This window comes from Pseudomonas sp. NFACC02 (assembly GCF_900110765.1).
Classification (GTDB): domain Bacteria; phylum Pseudomonadota; class Gammaproteobacteria; order Pseudomonadales; family Pseudomonadaceae; genus Aquipseudomonas.
Window position 1 is genome coordinate 122,485 of record NZ_FOEO01000012.1, and the last position, 16,832, is coordinate 139,316.

Genomic DNA, 16,832 nt, shown 5'->3' on the forward strand with positions numbered 1-16,832 from the left:
TGGGGCGAGTGAATACGCTCCATCGGGTGTTTTTGTTTTGGACGCGCAGACGGTTTTGGCAGGAGTAGACTGTTTCTTATCCGAACCCGGAAGCGTCCTTCATCATGATCGGAACCCAGGTGCTGACCGCGCAAACCATGACCCTCGCGTGGCTCTTCTATGTGCCGCTGCTGCTGTGGGCTGTGTGGCGCTGTCCCTGGGTGGAACTGTTCAGCGATAGCCGCCGCCAACACGTGTTCTTCGGCACGGTGTTCGCCTTATTTCTGTTGTGGTTGATGCGCCGCGACTTCGACACCGGCGTCTCGTACCATCTACTGGGCATGACCGCCGTGACCTTGCTGCTGGACTGGCCGTTGGCGATCGTCGGCGGGTTGATTGCGCAGCTTGGGCTGTTGGCGATGGGGCGGCAGGAACTGGCGTCGCTTGGGGTCAACGGCCTGTTGCTGGTCGTGATGCCGGTGTTGATCACGGAAGGTTGCTCACTGGTCGTCGAGCGCGCCCAACCGAAGAATCCGTTTACCTACATCTTCTGCTCGGGATTCTTTGCCGCGGCGCTGGTTGCGCTCGCGTGCCTGTCGGTCGCCATGGGGTTGCTCTGGTTCGACGGCCTGTTCGCAATGCCAGAGTGGCTCGGGGATTTCATCGGCTACCTATGGCTGATCATTTTTCCCGAGGCCTTTATAAACGGGATGATTGTCACCGCCCTGGTGGTGTTCTGTCCCGAGTGGCTGGAAACGTTCAACCGCACGCGGTACCTGTCTGAACGGTGAGCGGATGACGGCGACGAACCTGCGTACCGACCGCAGACCTGTCAGGGGTGACGCACGAACCGGTGCCCAGGTCGCAGAGCTGTGTAGGAGCCGGCTTGCTGGAGAATGCGGTGGGGCAGCACCATCAATGGTGCCTGACCCACCGCATTCGTCCGAATTGCGGCCCATACCCTCGTAACCTCGGACGTTTCCTACAGAGGACCGGGTTGATGCACGGGTCTGTGTCCAGACCGCAGAACTGTGTAGGAGCCGGCTTGCTGGCGAATGCGATAGATCAGATACATCAATGGTGCCTGACCCACCGCGTTCGTCCGAATTGCGGCCAATACCCTCGTAACCTCGGACGTCTCCTACAATCAGTCGCCGTAAGTCAAATCGCGATGAATCAATGCTGCCGTGGATCGAAATCACCCGAAAACATGTCATCCTCAGCATCCGGTGCCACCGGAATTGCATGTTCTTCCGACGCCCAGGCGCCCAGGTCGATCAGCTTGCAACGGTCCGAACAGAACGGCCGGAATTTGCTTTCCGGTGTCCATTCCACCGGGGCTCCGCAGGTTGGACAATCGACGGTCATTGGTTGGCTCATCATTGGCCTCCACGCAAAGTTAGATAAAAGTGATGCAGTCGCTCGACTTCGTTTTTCAGCCAGGCCGGGTCGCGGTCGTTGACGATCACGTCATCGGCGCGGCGCAGACGTTCCTCGCGGCTGGCCTGTGCCTTGAGAATCGCCCGAACCTGCGCTTCGTTGGTCTTGTCACGCAACACCGTGCGTTCGATCTGCACAGCTTCAGGCACATCGATCACAAGTACGCGTTGGACCATCTGATGCTGCGAAGTCTCCAGCAGCAGCGGCGATACCAGAATCGCATAAGGCGATTGCGCCCGAGCCAGGTACTGCTTGATCTCCTCGCGAATCAGCGGATGAAGCAACCCCTCCAGCCAGGCCCGCTGCTCGGGATCCTTGAAGATCAGCTCGCGCAATGCCGCACGGTTCAACGTGCCATCGGCTTGCAACACCCCGACCCCAAAGTGCTCGGCTATTTGTGCGAGAGCAGGGCGTCCCGGTTCGACGACCCAGCGGGCCGCGTTATCGGCATCCACCAGATGAATGCCCAGATCGACAAAACACTGGGCGGCCGCACTTTTGCCACTGCCAATGCCGCCGGTCAGGCCTAGAATCCAGGGTTGCGTTTGCGAAGCGTTCATCTGAAACCGGCGATCTGCAAATACGAAGTCGTTATTTGATCACCCCAGAGCAGTGCGATCCACCCCGCGATGGCCAGATAAGGACCGAAGGGGATTGGCGTGCTGGTTTCGACATTGCGCACGCGCAGCATAATCAGCCCCAACACCGCACCAACAATCGACGACAAGAGAATCGTCAGCGGCAAAATCTGCCACCCACCCCACGCGCCGAGCATTGCCAGCAATTTGAAATCGCCGTAGCCCATGCCTTCCTTGCCGGTGATCAGCTTGAACAGCCAGAACACACACCACAACACCAGATACCCGAAGACCGCGCCCCACAGTGCATCGGCCAGCGATGTGAATAGCCCAAAGGCATTGACGATCAGCCCCAGCCACAATAGCGGCAACACGATCGCATCGGGCAACAACTGGTGATCGGCGTCGATCAGGCTCATCGACAGCAAACCCCAGCTCAACAGCAGCACCGCACCCGCCTGCCAGCCAAACCCGAAATGCCACGCCACAAACGCAGACATCAACCCACAGGCCAGCTCCACCATCGGATAACGCTTGCTGATCGGCGCTTTGCAACTCGAACACTTGCCGCCCAGAAACACATAACTGATCACCGGCAGATTTTCCCAAGCGCGAATCTTGTGGGCGCAGTGCGGGCATCGCGAGTGCGGGAGAAGCAGATTAAAGGTTTCGGTCTGAGGTTCAGCAGGCAACTCAAGCACCTCCCGCGCCTGAGCTTTCCAGTCCCGCAGCATCATCTTCGGCAGGCGATAAACAACGACGTTGAGGAAACTGCCGACGAGCAGCCCTAAAACGAGGGTGCATAAAACGAAGGCCAGCGGAGAGCTGGCCAGGAGGTCGGGGAGGGGCATGGTTAGACGACGTTTCCGAGCTGGAAGATGGGGAGATACATGGCGAGAACCAGCCCACCGACGACCACGCCAAGTACGGCCATGATCATGGGTTCCATGAGGCTTGTCAGGCTCTCGACCATGTTGTCGACTTCGTCCTCATAGTAGGTCGCGACTTTATCCAGCATTGAATCCAATGCACCAGACTCCTCCCCGATGGAGGTCATCTGCACGGCCAGCATGGGAAATACGCCAGTGCTTCGCATCGAGAAGTTGAGCTGCATCCCAGTAGAGACGTCCTGCTTGACCTTGTTCACCGCATTACGGAACACAACGTTACCTGTAGCGCCTGCTACTGAGTCAAGCGCCTCGACCAACGGAACACCTGCTGCAAACGTGGTCGCAAGTGTTCGGGCATAGCGAGCCACTGCCGACTTGTACGTCAGCGGGCCGACGACAGGTATTTTGAGTAACAGACGGTCCATCCAATCGCGAAACTTTTCAGACGTCTTGTAGGCGCGTCGAAAACAGAATACTGCCACGAACAGTCCGGCGAGGATGAAGTACCAGCTGTCCTGTACAAACTGGGAAAGTGCAACCACCATTTTGGTAAAAGCTGGCAGATCCGCTCCGAAACTCGTGAAGATGGCTTGAAACTGCGGCACCACCTTAATCAAAAGAATGCCTGTGACGATAATTGCTACGATCACCACCGCAATTGGATAGGTCATGGCCTTTTTGATTTTGGCTTTGAGCTGTTCAGTTTTTTCCTTATATGTCGCAACTCGATCAAGCAACGACTCCAAGGCTCCGGCTTGCTCGCCGGCGTCCACAAGGTTGCAGAAAAGGTCATCGAAGTATTGTGGTTTTTGTCGCAGGGCGGTGGCAAAGCTATGTCCCGCTGCGACTTCTTGCTTGATGTCGTCTACCAATTTGCGCATGTTAGGGTTATCAGAGCCCTCACTGATGATGTCGAACGACTGCAGAAGCGGTACTCCAGCTTTCATCATTGTCGCCATCTGGCGGCTGAAGAACGCGATATCCAGCGGTTTGATCTTCTTGCCAGAGCCGAAAATCGAAACCGCTTTTTTCCTTACTTTTGTTGGATTGATGCCTTGTTTGCGCAGCTGTGCCTTGACCAAGGCAGGATTGTGCCCATTGATTTCGCCTTTTTGCTTGGCGCCTTTCTTGTCCAGCCCCTCCCAAGTGAAGACGCTGACTTTCACTCCTTTGGTCGCCATGCTTAGTCCTTGGTTACCCGGTTGACTTCTTCCAGACTGGTCACGCCCTGCATAGCCTTCATCAGGCCGGAAGTGCGCAGATCGTTGAAGCCATCCTTGCGCATCTGTTCGGAAATCTCGATAGAGTTGCCTTCCTCCATGATGATGCGCTCAAGGGCTGGGGTGCTTTTCACCACCTCGTAAATACCCACACGGCCCTTGTAGCCAACGTTGCAATGATCGCACCCCACAGGTGAGTAAAGCTTGAATGAGCCAATTTTGGACTCCGGGAAACCTTCAGCAATCAATGTTTCTCGAGGGATATCGACTTCCTGCTTGCAGTGCGGACACAGCTTGCGCGCGAGCCGTTGAGCAATAATCAGATTTATTGAAGTCGCGATATTGAAGGCAGCCACCCCCATATGATGTAAACGGGTGAGCGTTTCCGCTGCGCTGTTGGTGTGTAGCGTTGAGAGCACCAAGTGACCCGTCTGCGATGCCTTGATCGCAATCTCTGCAGTTTCGAGGTCGCGAATCTCACCGACCATGATCACGTCTGGATCCTGACGTAGAAACGCCCGCAATGCTTGAGCGAAGTCCATGCCTTGCCTAGGGTTAACGTTTACCTGGTTGATACCTTCCAGGTTGATCTCTACCGGATCTTCGGCAGTTGAAATATTGATGTCGGTGGTGTTGAGGATGTTCAGGCCAGTGTATAGCGAAACGGTTTTTCCCGAACCAGTCGGGCCGGTGACGAGGATCATGCCTTGTGGCTTGCTCAGTGCTTCCATATACAGAGCCTTTTGTTCCGGCTCGTAGCCCAAGGCATCGATCCCCATCTGGGCACTTGTCGGATCGAGAATCCGCATCACGATCTTTTCGCCCCACAACGTGGGCAACGTATTCACCCGGAAGTCGATGGCGCGGTTCTTCGAAATACGCAACTTGATTCGACCGTCCTGAGGCTTGCGCCGCTCGGAGATGTCCAAATTTGCCATAACTTTTAAGCGGGCAGCGATACGCCCTGCCAAATGAATAGGCGGTTTGGCAACTTCGTGAAGAATGCCGTCCGTACGCAGGCGCACCCGGAACAGCTTCTCGTAGGGCTCGAAATGCAAGTCTGAAGAACCAAGGCGAATAGCGTCCATAAGCATTTTATTGACGAACCGCACTACAGGGGCGTCGTCGGCATCTTGTCCGGTGATTGAGGACTCTTTGCTTTCGTCTACAGTCTCGATTTCAAGGCCAAGATCGACATCTGCCAGATCGCCCATTCCGCTGTGGTTATCAAAAAACTTGTCGATTGCTAGCGTGAGCTTGTCGTCCTCCACCAGTATTGCTTCGGTGTTGAGTCCGGTGCTGAACTGGATGTCGGTGATGGCTTGGTGATTAGTGGGGTCAGAGATACCCACGAATAATTTGTTTCCACGCCGCCACAGTGGGAGAGCGGAGTGCTGGCGGACAAGCTTTTCACTGACAAGGCCCTTAGGCTGCCCCTCTTTATCCAAGGTGTTGAGGTCGAGGAAAGGAAGGCCAAACTGGTCTGAAGCAACCTCAGCGAGCGTCAGGCTCTTAACAAGCTTGTTCTGCACCAGGTAGCTGACCAGCGACATCTTGTCACTACGAGCCTGCTGATAAGCCTGCTGCGCAGATTTTTCGTTGAGAAGCTCGGCCACGACAAGCTGCTTCGCCAAACCCGTGAGGACAACATCAGTCATAAAACCACCAAACGCAGACATTGGTGGGTTTATAGCGCAGTCGGGCTGTGCTGCCAAACCTCCATGCGGGAGGTGACAAAAAACGTCAGTTTTTCGCGTCCTCCGGTACTGCCCAAGCTTGGTGCTTCCCTACCTTCACAAGCCACGGGTGGTTATGAAAGTTGGCACGCTGCGTGCTGGTTATCCGCAGGGGCACCACTAATTGACGCCTGGAGTAGTTGAACATGAATGCACAAAAAGGTTTTACCTTGATCGAGTTGATGATCGTTGTTGCGATTATCGGTATTTTGGCGGCGGTAGCCATCCCTCAGTACAGCGATTACACATCTCGCGCGCGTGCCTCTGCAACGGTTAACGATATCGCCTCTTACAAACAAGCTGTGGCAATGTGTGCCCAAGAGCTAGGGGCGTTGACGGCTTGCGGCGCTGGGAATAACGGTGTTCCACCAGCCGTTGCCACTCCAAACACTGTCGGCCTTGCTGTTTCTGGAACAGGGGTGATCACCGGCACTAGTGCTGCAACCGCCGCTGATGGTACCGCTTTGACTTTTACGTACACACCTACGCTTACCGCAAGTGCCGCAAACATGACTTGGGCGATGACAGGCACAATCTGCAGTGCTACTCGCGGCCTGAAACCTGGGCAGGGTGGCTGCCCTTAATTAAGCTGCACGGCGAAGTAGCGTTGCTTGCTTATGCGTGACCCTTGCTGTTGAATAGGCCAGCATTCGCCGAAATAGCTCAGTCGGTAGAGCAGCGCACTCGTAACGCGAAGGTCGTAGGTTCGATTCCTATTTTCGGCACCAAATACGCAAAAGCCCGGTCCTCAGGACCGGGCTTTTTCGTTTCCAGTGGCTCAACCTCCTGTAGGAGCGCGCTTGCCCGCGATTGCGGTGGGTCAGCATCATCCAGTGAAACTGACACGCCGCAATCGCGGGCAAGCGCGCTCCTACAGGTTCAAACGTCAAACACTCAACCGCATCGACAAATCTACCGCCTTCACATCCTTGGTCAACGTGCCAATCGAGATGTAGTCCACGCCCGTTTCGGCGATGGTGCGCAGGGTGGCGTCGGTGACGCCGCCGCTGGCTTCGAGTTTGGCTTTGCCGGCGGTGAGGCGGACGGCTTCGCGCATGTCGTCCAGGCTCAGTTCGTCGAGCATGATGATGTCGGCGCCGCCGTTGAGGGCTTGTCTGAGTTCGTCGAGGTTTTCGACTTCGACTTCCACCGGTTTGCCGGGTGCGATTTTGTGCGCGGCGGTGATGGCCTCGACGATGCCGCCGCAGGCCGCGATGTGGTTCTCCTTGATCAGGAAGGCGTCGTACAGGCCGATCCGGTGGTTGTGGCAACCGCCGCAGGTCACGGCGTATTTCTGTGCCAGTCGCAGGCCCGGCAGGGTTTTGCGGGTGTCGAGCAGTTTGACCTGGGTGTCGGCGACCATGTCCGCATAATGCTGGGCGCGGGTAGCGACGCCTGAGAGCATCTGCAGGAAATTGAGCGCGCTACGTTCGCCTGTCAGCAGCGAGCGGGCGGGGCCTTCGAGATGGAACAGCGGCTGATCGGGTTTGACCCGCTCACCGTCGGCGACTTGCCAATGCACCGCCACGCGCTGATCCAGTTGACGAAAAACGCTGTCGACCCACGCCGTGCCCGCGATCACCGCTGCGTCGCGGGAAATCACCGTGGCCTTGGCCAGACGCTCGGCGGGAATCAGTTGGGCAGTGATGTCGCCGCTGCCGACGTCCTCAAGCAACGCACGGCGTACGTTGGCTTCGATTTCGGCGGTCAGTGCGGCAAGACGTAGATTCGGCATATCGGGCTCCACTTACTAAGTGGCCGGAGTATAAGGCAGTCGACTGTACCAACCCACTGGCGGCCCACACGCGTTTGAATGGATAGGCTGCAGCCTGTCGGTTTTTTCGCCTCTTATGCGACAGATTGCGATTTTTACGGTCTATCGCTGCACAAGCTTCTTCGTCCCCTCCTATTATTTCAATCAAGGCGAAGAGTCCGCTGGCGAGCGGACATGATTTAAAACATAATTCGCCTTGTATTTGACGTCATAGCTTTGACGTTCCGCCTGCGTACCTCAGGGATCACATATTTGAGCGCCGTCAATCGGAGGTGTGCTTCCGTTTGCGATCGGGTTGTGGCTGTTGCAATCGTTGTTAAGCGATGTTGGACGAAAGGAGTCCTTGATGCAGAACGACAGTAAAGTGGTGCCTTTGAGCAAGACGGGGCCTGATCTTCCGGGGTCTTCGCCTGTTGCTCGGCTGCCCGTCGTTCTGTTACAGGTGCGCGACAAAGCCGCCCAGCAACTCAAGGAAAGCCTGCAGACCCTCTTCGATAACGCTGACGACACCCTGTTCGAAATGGCGGACCGGGCGCAGAACAACGCCGAACAGAATGTTTTCTTTGAAGCGATGCGGGATCTGCGTCTGAAGCGCAAGAGCATCGAACGCAACTTTCTGGACAAATTCTTCGAAGCGTTCCTGCGCCTTGGTCAATACGAGATCGCCGAGCCGATCCTCCCCGAGCCGGTTTCCTTCGACAAACTCTCGCTGGTGCACAACGACGATCTTGAGCGCACCGTGGCGATTGATGCCATGGTGACCAAGGTCATGAACCGCGACGGCGTGGCACTGAGTCAGCTCACCACGCGTTTGAACGAACTGATCCCGCAGCCTTTGACCGATGAAACGAACCCGCTCGGTCCGACTTTGCTGTGCGATTTCTTTTTGCAGGCCGGCCGCAATCTCGGCGTCGAGATCAAGGTCAAGCTGATCATCCTCAAGCTGTTTGAAAAGTACGCGTTGAGCAACGCCGACCAGTTGTATGAAGAGGCCAACCTGCTGCTCATCTCCGCAGGTGTCTTGCCAGACCTGAAAGTGTTGCCGTCGCGACGCTCGACCGATCGCTCTTCCAGCACTGGGCCAGGCACTGAAGCCCAGCGTGCAGACAACGCCGCGCTGGTACAGGCCGCCGAGAAGCTCGACAAGAGCGTTCAGGAAGTCTTCTCCACGTTGCAGGAACTGCTGGTGCATGTCCGCGGGAGCCTGACGCCCCGACCTGAAAACGGCGCGGAGGCCCGGCCGATTTCAAGTCAGGATCTGCTGCGCCTGCTGTCTCATTTGCAGCAATACGTACCTCGCGCCGAGAACCCGGACGACTTCGATCTGCGTGCGCAACTGGAGCAGTTGATCGGCCGGGTGAGCGCGCGCAGCGGTAAATTCCGCACGGTGGGCACGATCGACGAGGACGTGATCAACCTGATATCGATGCTCTTCGAATTCATTCTCGATGACCGCAACCTGCCAGCGTCGCTGCGCGCGTTGATCGGTCGTTTGCAGATTCCGATGCTCAAGGTCGCGGTCATCGACAAGAGCTTCTTCAGTCGCGGTAGCCATCCGGCCCGTCGTCTGTTGAATGAAATTGCCTCGGCAGCGTTGGGCTGGGGTGGGCGCGACGACAGTCAGCGTGACTCTCTGTACCTGCGCATCGATCAGATCGTGCAACGTCTGTTGCATGACTTTGTTGACGACCCGGCGATCTTCACCGAACTGCTGGTCGACTTTCTGGCGTTTACCAGCGATGAACGTCGCCGCAGTGAGCTGCTGGAGCAGCGCACCCGTGATGCTGAAGAAGGCCGCGCACTGGCCGAGCTGGCGCGTCAGCGGGTTCAGCAAGCGCTCAACGACCGCCTGCTGGGGCGCACGCTGCCGGAAGTGGTGGTGCGTCTGTTGCAAGAAGCCTGGAGCAAAGTGTTGCTGCTGACCTGTCTCAAGCACGGCGAGCAGTCGGGGGAGTGGAAGGCCGGTCTTCAGGCGATGGACGACCTCATCTGGAGCGTTGAGCCTCATGATGAACCCGATGCGCGTCAACGGTTGCTTGAGCTGGTGCCCGGTCTGTTGAAGTCGTTACGTGACGGTTTGAGCAGCGCCGCATTCGATCCTTTCGCTACCAGCGAGTTTTTCAGCCAGCTCGAAGTCTTGCATGTGCAGGCGTTCAACCACGTGGCCGGTTCGGCGGTGGAAGCGCAGGAGGCCATCGCCGATGAGCCCGGTGAGGGCCCGACGATGATGGCCGTGGTGGAAGAGATCGTACTGGTCGCGCCGGGGGAACAGGTCATCAGCGAGCCGTCTCTGCAGCTGCCAGAGAACGATGAGGGGCTGATGCAAGTCGACAAACTTCGCATGGGAAGCTGGGTGGAAATCCAGGAAGACGAAGACCACAAACTGCGTTGCAAGCTGGCGGCCATCGTCGAGCCGAGCGGACGCTATGTGTTCGTCAACCGTACTGGCATGAAAGTGCTGGAAAAGACGCGCATGGGGCTGGCCGTCGAATTTCGGCGCGGCGCGATTCGCGTGCTGGACGACTCGCTGTTGTTCGACCGGGCGCTGGAGTCGGTGCTGGGGAACCTGCGCAAGCTCAAGGGCTGAGGCTGCATATTCCCGCGCGCTGTTTGTTGCGCTGCACCACATGCCTCCCGGCGAATCGAATCGCGATTCGCTGCCCACATCCTTCCTCATCCCGGGCATACTGGCCGCTGTCGATTCACGTCCCAGGGACCCTCCATGCAATTGGACCTTGCCACGGGCTGGTGCCATGGCGCGCACCATTGCCCTTCGCCAAATTTCAATGCTCGCCCGGACGGCGAGATCTCGTTGCTGGTGATTCACAACATCAGCCTGCCACCGGCGCAGTTTAAAACGGGGAAAGTCCAGGCGTTCTTCCAGAACCGACTGGACGTCACGGAGCATCCTTACTTTGAAAGCATCGCTGAGCTTCGGGTGTCCGCGCATTTTCTGATCGAGCGCGACGGCGAACTGACCCAGTTCGTCTCGTGTCTGGATCGGGCGTGGCATGCCGGAGTATCGGTGTTCGAAGGGCGCGAGACGTGCAATGACTTTTCCATCGGTATCGAGCTGGAGGGCACCGACGATCAGCCTTTCACCGATGCGCAATACGACACGCTGATTGCCCTGACCCGACAATTGCAGTCGGCATGGCCGGCCATCACCCCACCGCGCATTACGGGGCACAGCGACATCGCTCCGGGGCGCAAGACCGATCCGGGGCCATGCTTTGACTGGGCACGGTTTCGTTCGGCTTTGCAGAATTGAATCAAGGAGCAGGTCATGAGTTTTCTGGTGTTGCTGTTGGCCGTGTGGATCGAGAAGTTCTCCGCGCTGCGTCAGCGTGTTCAGCGGGATGCGCCCTGGTTGAATCAGCTGGGCCGGCTTGAGTCGAACCCGCGAACTGCCAAACGTCCCTGGTGGATCCTCACGCTGACAATCCTGTTTCCGCTGTTGCTGCTGGCGCTGGTGCTCTGGGTCCTCGGCTCGGTGGCGTATGGCTGGCTGGCGCTGCCGATCCATTTGCTGGTGCTGATCTACAGCCTGGGACGTGGGGATATCAAAGCCAACCTCGGCTCGTTTCGCGACGCCTGTCGACGTGGCGACCAGGAAGCGGCCGTGCTGGTCGCCCATCGTGATCTGGGTGTTCAGGCAGAGAACGAGGAGCAGTTGCTGGGCGGCGTGCAGACGTATTTGCTGTGGCAGGTCTATCAGGGCTTCTTCGCGGTGATCTTCTGGTACTTCGTGCTGGGACCCGTGGCCGCGTTGGCCTACCGGTTGCTGGCCCTGGCGTCCGAGCACGGGAAAACCCCGGCGCTGGTGGAGCGAGCGACGCAATTGCGCCATGCATTCGACTGGGTGCCTGTGCGTCTGCTGGCGGCGAGCTTTGCACTGGTCGGCAACTTCGTCGCGGTCAGCCGCGTGATGCTCACTGAGCTGCTGAACTGGAACATCAGCGCGGCCGGGTTGATCACTCGCGCCGGGTGCGTGGCGGGTGAAGTGCCTGCGCCGGTGGTGGGCGCCGAAGGCGTGAACAGCCTGGATGTGCTGTGGGAATTGCTGATTCGCTCGGCGATTGTCTGGTATGCGGGGTTTGCGTTATTTACGTTGTTTGTATGATCCATCTTGTGAAGGAGGCATGAATGTCCAGCCCGCGTATCGAAAGAATCCTGATCACCAACGATGACGGCATCGATGCGCCGGGACTTGAAGTTCTGGAAGCCGTCGCCCGGGAGCTCGCGGACGAGGTCTGGGTGATCGCCCCGGAGCAGGACCAAAGCGGGATTTCCCATGCACTCAGCATCCATCATCCATTACGCGTGAAGTCCCGCGGTGAACGCCGATTTTCCGTGTCGGGCACGCCTGCCGATTGTGTCGCCATCGGCCTGAGGCAACTGATGGACAATCCCCCTCAACTGTTGCTGTCAGGCATCAATAAAGGCGCCAACCTGGGTGTGGAAACACTGTTTTCCGGAACTGTCGGCGCAGCCATGGCCGGTCTGTTGCTGGGCGTGCCATCGATTGCGTTGAGTCAATTCTTCACCCGTCGCGACGCGGTGAAATGGGAAACGGCCAGAACCCTCGCGCCTGAGGTGATTCGTACGCTGATCGGCATGGAGTGGGCCGCCGATGTCTGCCTGAACGTCAATTTCCCTGACGTCGATCCCGCGCAGGCGGGACCTTTGCAGATCACCCGACAGGGCGTCGGTCGCATGGACGGTCTGAACATCACTCGCCGCACCGACATGCGTGAGCAGGGCTATTACTGGTTGAACATCGATCGTCACGAACGCCCGGATTTCGAGGACAGCGAGACGTTTGTGGTGACCCATGGCGGCATATCGGCGACACCGCTGCGCTTCGAACGCACCGACCTTGATGTGCTGGCGCGTTTGCAACGCTCACTGTCCACCTGACCAAACGGATGAGGTCAGGTATTCAAACGCACATTGATCTGTGTCAACTGTGCTCGCCTACTGGACGTTAGTCTGGCCCGCAACGTCTCTTCCGGCTATCCGTTTAGATGGCCGGACTCCCCGGCTTCCAGCGTGTCGGTCATTGATGTCGACGTTATTCAAAGTGGCTTTTAGCCACTGAGTAATAGCATTTTCCATTTCTTGCTTAATGAGAATCCTTTGCTATAGCTAAGGGCCTCTCACTTTTTCCTATGAGGCAACGGAATGTCAGTCGCAAAGAAAATGAGTGTGGGACAACTCACCCTGTTGACGGCCGTCAATATGTTGGGATCCGGCATTGTGTTGTTGCCAACCAAACTCGCTGAAGTCGGCGGTATTTCGATTCTTTCCTGGCTGATCACGGCCACCGGTTCCCTGGCCCTGGCCTACGCCTTTGCGCGCTGCGGCATGCTCAGCCGCAAGACGGGCGGCATGGGGGGATATGCCGAGTACACGTTCGGCAAGTCAGGAAACTACATCACTAACTACACCTACGGTTTGTCTCTGTTGATCGCGAATGTGGCGATCAGTATTACGGCGGTGGGCTATATCCAGACGCTATTTGATATCAAACTCGACTCGCTGCAAGTCGGGCTCGCCACCATCGCGTTATTGTGGATTACCACGTTCGCCAACTTCGGCGGAGCGAACATCACCGGCAAGATCGGCTCCGTCACGGTCTGGGGCGTTATTGCTCCGGTCGTGCTGGTGTCGACCGTTGGCTGGTTCTGGTTCGACAGCAGTGTCTATTCGGCCGGCTGGAACCCTCACGACATGCCCTGGTATCAGGCGGCAGGCGCATCGGTGGCGATCACGTTGTGGGCATTTCTCGGGCTGGAGTCCGCTTGCGCCAACGGCGACGCGGTGGAAAACCCCGAGAAGAACGTTCCCATCGCGGTGCTGGGCGGCACCTTGGGCGCCGCTGTAATCTACATCGTCTCCACCAACGTGATTGCAGGGATCGTCAATAACGCCGACCTCGTTTCTTCCACCGCGCCTTTCGGGCTGGTGTTCGCCAGGATGTTCAACCCGATGGTCGGCAACGTCGTCATGGGGCTGATGGTGCTGGCGTGTATCGGCTCTCTGCTGGGCTGGCAATTCACCGTCGCGCAGGTGTTCAAGAGTTCGGCGGACACCGGTTACTTTCTGCCGATCTTCGCCAAGGCCAACAAGCACGGTGTGCCCATCATCAGCATGCTGATCCTGCTGGCGATACAGACCGCCATGGCGCTGCTCACGATCAGCCCGGATCTCGCCAAGCAGTTCGATACGCTGGTGAACCTGGCGGTGGTCACTAACCTGGTGCCGTACATCCTGTCGATGGCGACGTTGATGACGCTGCAGAAGGTTTCCAACGTACCGGCGAACAAAGCGCTTATCACCAACATCGTCGCCGGCGTCGCAGCCGCCTACAGCTATCTGGCGCTCTACAGCTCGGGGGCGCAGGCCCTGATGCTGGGCGGCGTGGCAACCATCGTGGGCTACACGCTGTTCGGCTTCGTCAACACGCGGTTGATCAAACTGGAAGCGCTCAATAACAGCGTTCCCACCCAGACCGTCGCTGCACAGCACATCGTCGGTGAAGCTATTCCGGTCAACGACTTGTCTCTTGACAATCGGCCTCTCAATCATCCGCCGCTCAATGACCTGAATCGCGCCACGCTGGAGACTCGACCATGACGGAATACAGACAGCTGCTTGGCATGTTGGCCTTACTCGTCACCAAACAGCCCGATAAACGCAGTGTGTTCGGGCGGGCGCTGATCCAGCTCATCAGCGACGTGGAAGAGCGCTCCATCAGCGTGCTGACCTCGGAAAGCCTGAGCGACGCCAAGTCGATCCTGAGCACCGATCCGGCGGTTCAATGCGTGTTGCTCAGTTGGGAAATGGACACCAGCGAAGACCATCAGGAGTGCATTGATCTGCTCACCACGTTACGTGAGCGCAACACCCGCGTGCCGGTGTTTCTGATCAGTGATCGCAGCACCGCGTCGAATGTGCCGCTGATCGTCATGCAGCACGCTGACGACTTCATCTGGTTGCCGGAAGACACCAGCCGCTTCCTGAGCGGGCGCATCTTGGCGGCCATTGAACGCTATCGTCAGGCGGTCCTGCCGCCAATGTTCGGCGCATTGCTCAAATTTGCGCGCAGCTACGAATACTCCTGGCACACCCCGGGGCATGCGGGCGGCACCGCCTTCCTGAAAAGCACCGCCGGCCGGGCGTTTTATGAATTCTTCGGGGAAAACCTGCTGCGTTCCGACCTGTCGATTTCCGTCGGTGAGCTGGGCTCGTTGCTCGATCACAGCGGCCCCATCGGTCAGGGCGAACGCTATGCGGCCAAGGTGTTCGGGGCCCATCGCACCTACTACGTCACCAACGGTTCTTCGATGTCCAACCGCGTCATTCTGATGGCCAGTGTGACGCGCGATCAGATCGCGTTGTGCGACCGCAATTGCCACAAGTCCGCCGAGCATGCGATGACACTGTCCGGCGCGATTCCGACCTACCTGGTGCCCACCCGTAACCGGTTCGGCATCATCGGGCCGATTCTGCCGCAGACCCTGAGCGCCGAGAGCGTGAAAGCCGCGATTGCGAACAACCCGCTGGTCCAAAGTCACATCGATCCAACACCGGTACACGCCATCATCACCAATTCGACCTACGACGGGCTGACGTACAACGTGACGCGCGTCGAAGAGCTGTTGGGGCAAAGCGTGGACCGTCTCCATTTTGACGAAGCCTGGTACGGCTATGCGCGCTTCAATCCGTTGTACAAGGATCGCTTCGCGATGCACGGCAGCCCTGAGGATCACGATGCGTCCCGGCCTACAGTGTTCGCCACCCAGTCGACCCACAAGCTGCTGGCGGCGCTGTCTCAGGCCTCGATGATTCATGTGCGCAATGGCCGTAACCCGATTCCGCACGGCCGCTTCAACGAGTCGTACATGATGCATGCGTCGACCTCACCGAACTACGCAATCATGGCCTCGTGCGACGTCAGCTCCGCAATGATGGAAGCGCCCAGCGGGCACATCCTGACCAATGAATCCATTGAAGAGGCCATTGCATTCCGTCAGGTCATTTCGCGCATGCAGACTGAAATGCTCGCCCAAGAAGACTGGTTCTTCTCGTGCTGGCAGCCGCCGTCAGTACACATCGGCGGGGCCTCGATTCCTTTTCACGAGGTTGATCCAGGCACGCTCAAGACCGACCCGAACTGCTGGGTGCTGCACCCCAATGAGGTCTGGCACGGGTTTGGCGATATCGAAGACGGCTACTGCATGCTCGACCCTATCAAGGTGTCGATCCTCAGTCCCGGCATGGGCGACGACGGTAATTTGCTCGACTTCGGCATCCCCGCCTGCGTCCTCAGCGCTTACCTCGGGCGTCAAGGCATCGTGGTGGAGAAAACCACGGACTTCACCATCCTGTTCCTGTTCTCGATCGGCATCACCAAAGGCAAGTGGGGCACGTTGGTCAACGCGCTGCTGGACTTCAAGCGTGACTACGACACCAACCTCGAGTTGGAGATGTGCCTGCCCGATCTGCTGACCGCCAATCAGCAGCGCTACGCCGGTATGGGTTTGAGGGACCTGGCGCAAGACATCTTCGCCGCCATGAAGCAGACCAGAACCACCGCCGCCATGGCGAAGGCGTTCGGGACCTTGCCCAAGGCCGAGTTCAGTCCGGTGCAGGCTTACGAAAAGCTGGTCAGAAACGAGGTGGAGCAGGTCACGCTGGAGGAAGCGGCGGGACGCATTGCAGCGACAGGCATCGTGCCGTACCCACCGGGCATTCCGCTGCTGATGCCCGGGGAAAACGCAGGGCCTGCAAACGGCCCCGTGTTGGCGTATCTCAAGGCACTGGAAAGCTTCGACAAGTCCTTCCCCGGGTTCACCCATGACACTCACGGGATCGAAAGCGAGGCGGGGGTATACCGGATGTTGGTGTTGAAGTGATCAGCCTGTTCTGCCCACGACACGCTACCCCTGGGAGACGTCCGAGGTTACGAGGGCTGTTGATGGGGTGTGTCAGTCACCTTCGATGCTGCTGAACCACTGCATTCGCCAGCAAGCCGGCTTGTATGGTGCGCATTTCCACTATTTGGGGTGACGCTGACGGTGTGGCTTGTCCTAACGTCCAAACTGTTCCGCCTTCGGCGGGTTACTTGAAAGGACACCAAGTAACCAAGTGTCTGGCTCCTGGCTTGGCCCTCCTGCGTCGGGTACCCGCACTCCGACGACGCTCCGTGG

General features: G+C 58.0%; 14 protein-coding genes and 1 tRNA gene. 9 read left to right on the forward strand and 6 right to left on the reverse strand.

The features are described 5' to 3' along the window. The first annotated feature begins 104 nt into the window (after nt 1-104). Complete coding sequence (locus BMY73_RS13015) at nt 105-770, forward strand: energy-coupling factor ABC transporter permease (RefSeq protein WP_092407530.1); 666 nt, start codon at nt 105-107, stop codon at nt 768-770. Between the two features lie 385 nt (nt 771-1,155). Here the strand turns inward: BMY73_RS13015 and yacG are convergent, their stop codons facing one another. From yacG to pilB, 5 genes are read right to left on the reverse strand one after another with little or no spacing between them, the layout of a single operon-like run. Next, nucleotides 1,156-1,359, reverse strand: a complete 204-nt coding sequence (gene yacG, locus BMY73_RS13020) for a DNA gyrase inhibitor YacG (protein ID WP_092407532.1) — start codon at nt 1,357-1,359, stop codon at nt 1,156-1,158. Next, a complete protein-coding gene (gene coaE, locus BMY73_RS13025) occupies nt 1,359-1,979 on the reverse strand; it encodes a dephospho-CoA kinase (protein ID WP_092407534.1) in 621 nt (206 codons plus the stop codon). The genes yacG and coaE overlap by 1 nt, the downstream gene beginning before the upstream one ends. After that, nucleotides 1,976-2,848, reverse strand: coding sequence for a prepilin peptidase (locus BMY73_RS13030; protein WP_092407536.1), 873 nt, complete (start codon nt 2,846-2,848; stop codon nt 1,976-1,978). Before BMY73_RS13030 ends, coaE begins: the two co-directional genes overlap by 4 nt. Before the next feature lie 2 nt (nt 2,849-2,850). Further along, nucleotides 2,851-4,068 carry a type II secretion system F family protein gene (locus BMY73_RS13035; protein WP_092407538.1) on the reverse strand — a complete coding sequence of 406 codons (1,218 nt, stop codon included), beginning with the start codon at nt 4,066-4,068 and terminating at the stop codon, nt 2,851-2,853. 2 nt (nt 4,069-4,070) lie between these two features. After that, nucleotides 4,071-5,765 (reverse strand): type IV-A pilus assembly ATPase PilB, encoded by a 1,695-nt coding sequence (pilB, locus tag BMY73_RS13040; RefSeq protein ID WP_092407540.1) that lies wholly within the window; start codon nt 5,763-5,765, stop codon nt 4,071-4,073. A gap of 224 nt (nt 5,766-5,989) precedes the next feature. Here pilB and BMY73_RS13045 point away from each other — a divergent pair, with 224 nt between their 5' ends. Beyond that, nucleotides 5,990-6,427: a pilin gene (locus BMY73_RS13045; RefSeq protein WP_092407542.1), complete on the forward strand. Its 438-nt coding sequence runs from the start codon at nt 5,990-5,992 to the stop codon at nt 6,425-6,427. A gap of 68 nt (nt 6,428-6,495) precedes the next feature. Further along, nucleotides 6,496-6,571: transfer RNA gene (locus BMY73_RS13050), tRNA-Thr, on the forward strand. A gap of 158 nt (nt 6,572-6,729) precedes the next feature. Here the strand turns inward: BMY73_RS13050 and nadC are convergent. Then, nucleotides 6,730-7,578 carry a carboxylating nicotinate-nucleotide diphosphorylase gene (gene nadC, locus BMY73_RS13055; protein WP_092407544.1) on the reverse strand — a complete coding sequence of 283 codons (849 nt, stop codon included), beginning with the start codon at nt 7,576-7,578 and terminating at the stop codon, nt 6,730-6,732. 385 nt (nt 7,579-7,963) lie between these two features. Here nadC and BMY73_RS13060 point away from each other — a divergent pair, with 385 nt between their 5' ends. From BMY73_RS13060 to BMY73_RS13085, 6 genes are all read left to right on the forward strand, one after another. Continuing rightward, entirely contained in the window at nt 7,964-10,204 is a 2,241-nt protein-coding gene (locus tag BMY73_RS13060) for a DUF1631 domain-containing protein (protein WP_092407546.1), read from the forward strand. A 135-nt stretch (nt 10,205-10,339) separates the two neighbouring features. After that, nucleotides 10,340-10,888: a 1,6-anhydro-N-acetylmuramyl-L-alanine amidase AmpD gene (gene ampD / locus BMY73_RS13065; RefSeq protein WP_092407548.1), complete on the forward strand. Its 549-nt coding sequence runs from the start codon at nt 10,340-10,342 to the stop codon at nt 10,886-10,888. A gap of 15 nt (nt 10,889-10,903) precedes the next feature. Continuing rightward, nucleotides 10,904-11,740, forward strand: a complete 837-nt coding sequence (gene ampE, locus BMY73_RS13070) for a regulatory signaling modulator protein AmpE (RefSeq protein WP_062378710.1) — start codon at nt 10,904-10,906, stop codon at nt 11,738-11,740. Nucleotides 11,741-11,763: 23 nt separating this feature from the next. Then, nucleotides 11,764-12,537, forward strand: a complete 774-nt coding sequence (surE, locus tag BMY73_RS13075; RefSeq protein WP_092407550.1) for a 5'/3'-nucleotidase SurE — start codon at nt 11,764-11,766, stop codon at nt 12,535-12,537. A gap of 264 nt (nt 12,538-12,801) precedes the next feature. Further along, nucleotides 12,802-14,256 (forward strand): putrescine-ornithine antiporter, encoded by a 1,455-nt coding sequence (potE, locus tag BMY73_RS13080; RefSeq protein ID WP_092407552.1) that lies wholly within the window; start codon nt 12,802-12,804, stop codon nt 14,254-14,256. Then, nucleotides 14,253-16,538, forward strand: coding sequence for an Orn/Lys/Arg family decarboxylase (locus BMY73_RS13085; protein ID WP_092407554.1), 2,286 nt, complete (start codon nt 14,253-14,255; stop codon nt 16,536-16,538). Before potE ends, BMY73_RS13085 begins: the two co-directional genes overlap by 4 nt. Nucleotides 16,539-16,832: the final 294 nt, after the last annotated feature.

Excerpts from the sequence above, each read along its gene's own strand:
- BMY73_RS13015 (WP_092407530.1), top strand. The coding sequence starts at position 105 with ATGATCGGAACCCAGGTGCTGACCGCGCAAACCATGACCCTCGCGTGG.
- yacG (WP_092407532.1), bottom strand. The coding sequence starts at position 1,359 with ATGAGCCAACCAATGACCGTCGATTGTCCAACCTGCGGAGCCCCGGTG.
- coaE (WP_092407534.1), bottom strand. The coding sequence starts at position 1,979 with ATGAACGCTTCGCAAACGCAACCCTGGATTCTAGGCCTGACCGGCGGC.
- BMY73_RS13030 (WP_092407536.1), bottom strand. The coding sequence starts at position 2,848 with ATGCCCCTCCCCGACCTCCTGGCCAGCTCTCCGCTGGCCTTCGTTTTA.
- BMY73_RS13035 (WP_092407538.1), bottom strand. The coding sequence starts at position 4,068 with ATGGCGACCAAAGGAGTGAAAGTCAGCGTCTTCACTTGGGAGGGGCTG.
- pilB (WP_092407540.1), bottom strand. The coding sequence starts at position 5,765 with ATGACTGATGTTGTCCTCACGGGTTTGGCGAAGCAGCTTGTCGTGGCC.
- BMY73_RS13045 (WP_092407542.1), top strand. The coding sequence starts at position 5,990 with ATGAATGCACAAAAAGGTTTTACCTTGATCGAGTTGATGATCGTTGTT.
- nadC (WP_092407544.1), bottom strand. The coding sequence starts at position 7,578 with ATGCCGAATCTACGTCTTGCCGCACTGACCGCCGAAATCGAAGCCAAC.
- BMY73_RS13060 (WP_092407546.1), top strand. The coding sequence starts at position 7,964 with ATGCAGAACGACAGTAAAGTGGTGCCTTTGAGCAAGACGGGGCCTGAT.
- ampD (WP_092407548.1), top strand. The coding sequence starts at position 10,340 with ATGCAATTGGACCTTGCCACGGGCTGGTGCCATGGCGCGCACCATTGC.
- ampE (WP_062378710.1), top strand. The coding sequence starts at position 10,904 with ATGAGTTTTCTGGTGTTGCTGTTGGCCGTGTGGATCGAGAAGTTCTCC.
- surE (WP_092407550.1), top strand. The coding sequence starts at position 11,764 with ATGTCCAGCCCGCGTATCGAAAGAATCCTGATCACCAACGATGACGGC.
- potE (WP_092407552.1), top strand. The coding sequence starts at position 12,802 with ATGTCAGTCGCAAAGAAAATGAGTGTGGGACAACTCACCCTGTTGACG.
- BMY73_RS13085 (WP_092407554.1), top strand. The coding sequence starts at position 14,253 with ATGACGGAATACAGACAGCTGCTTGGCATGTTGGCCTTACTCGTCACC.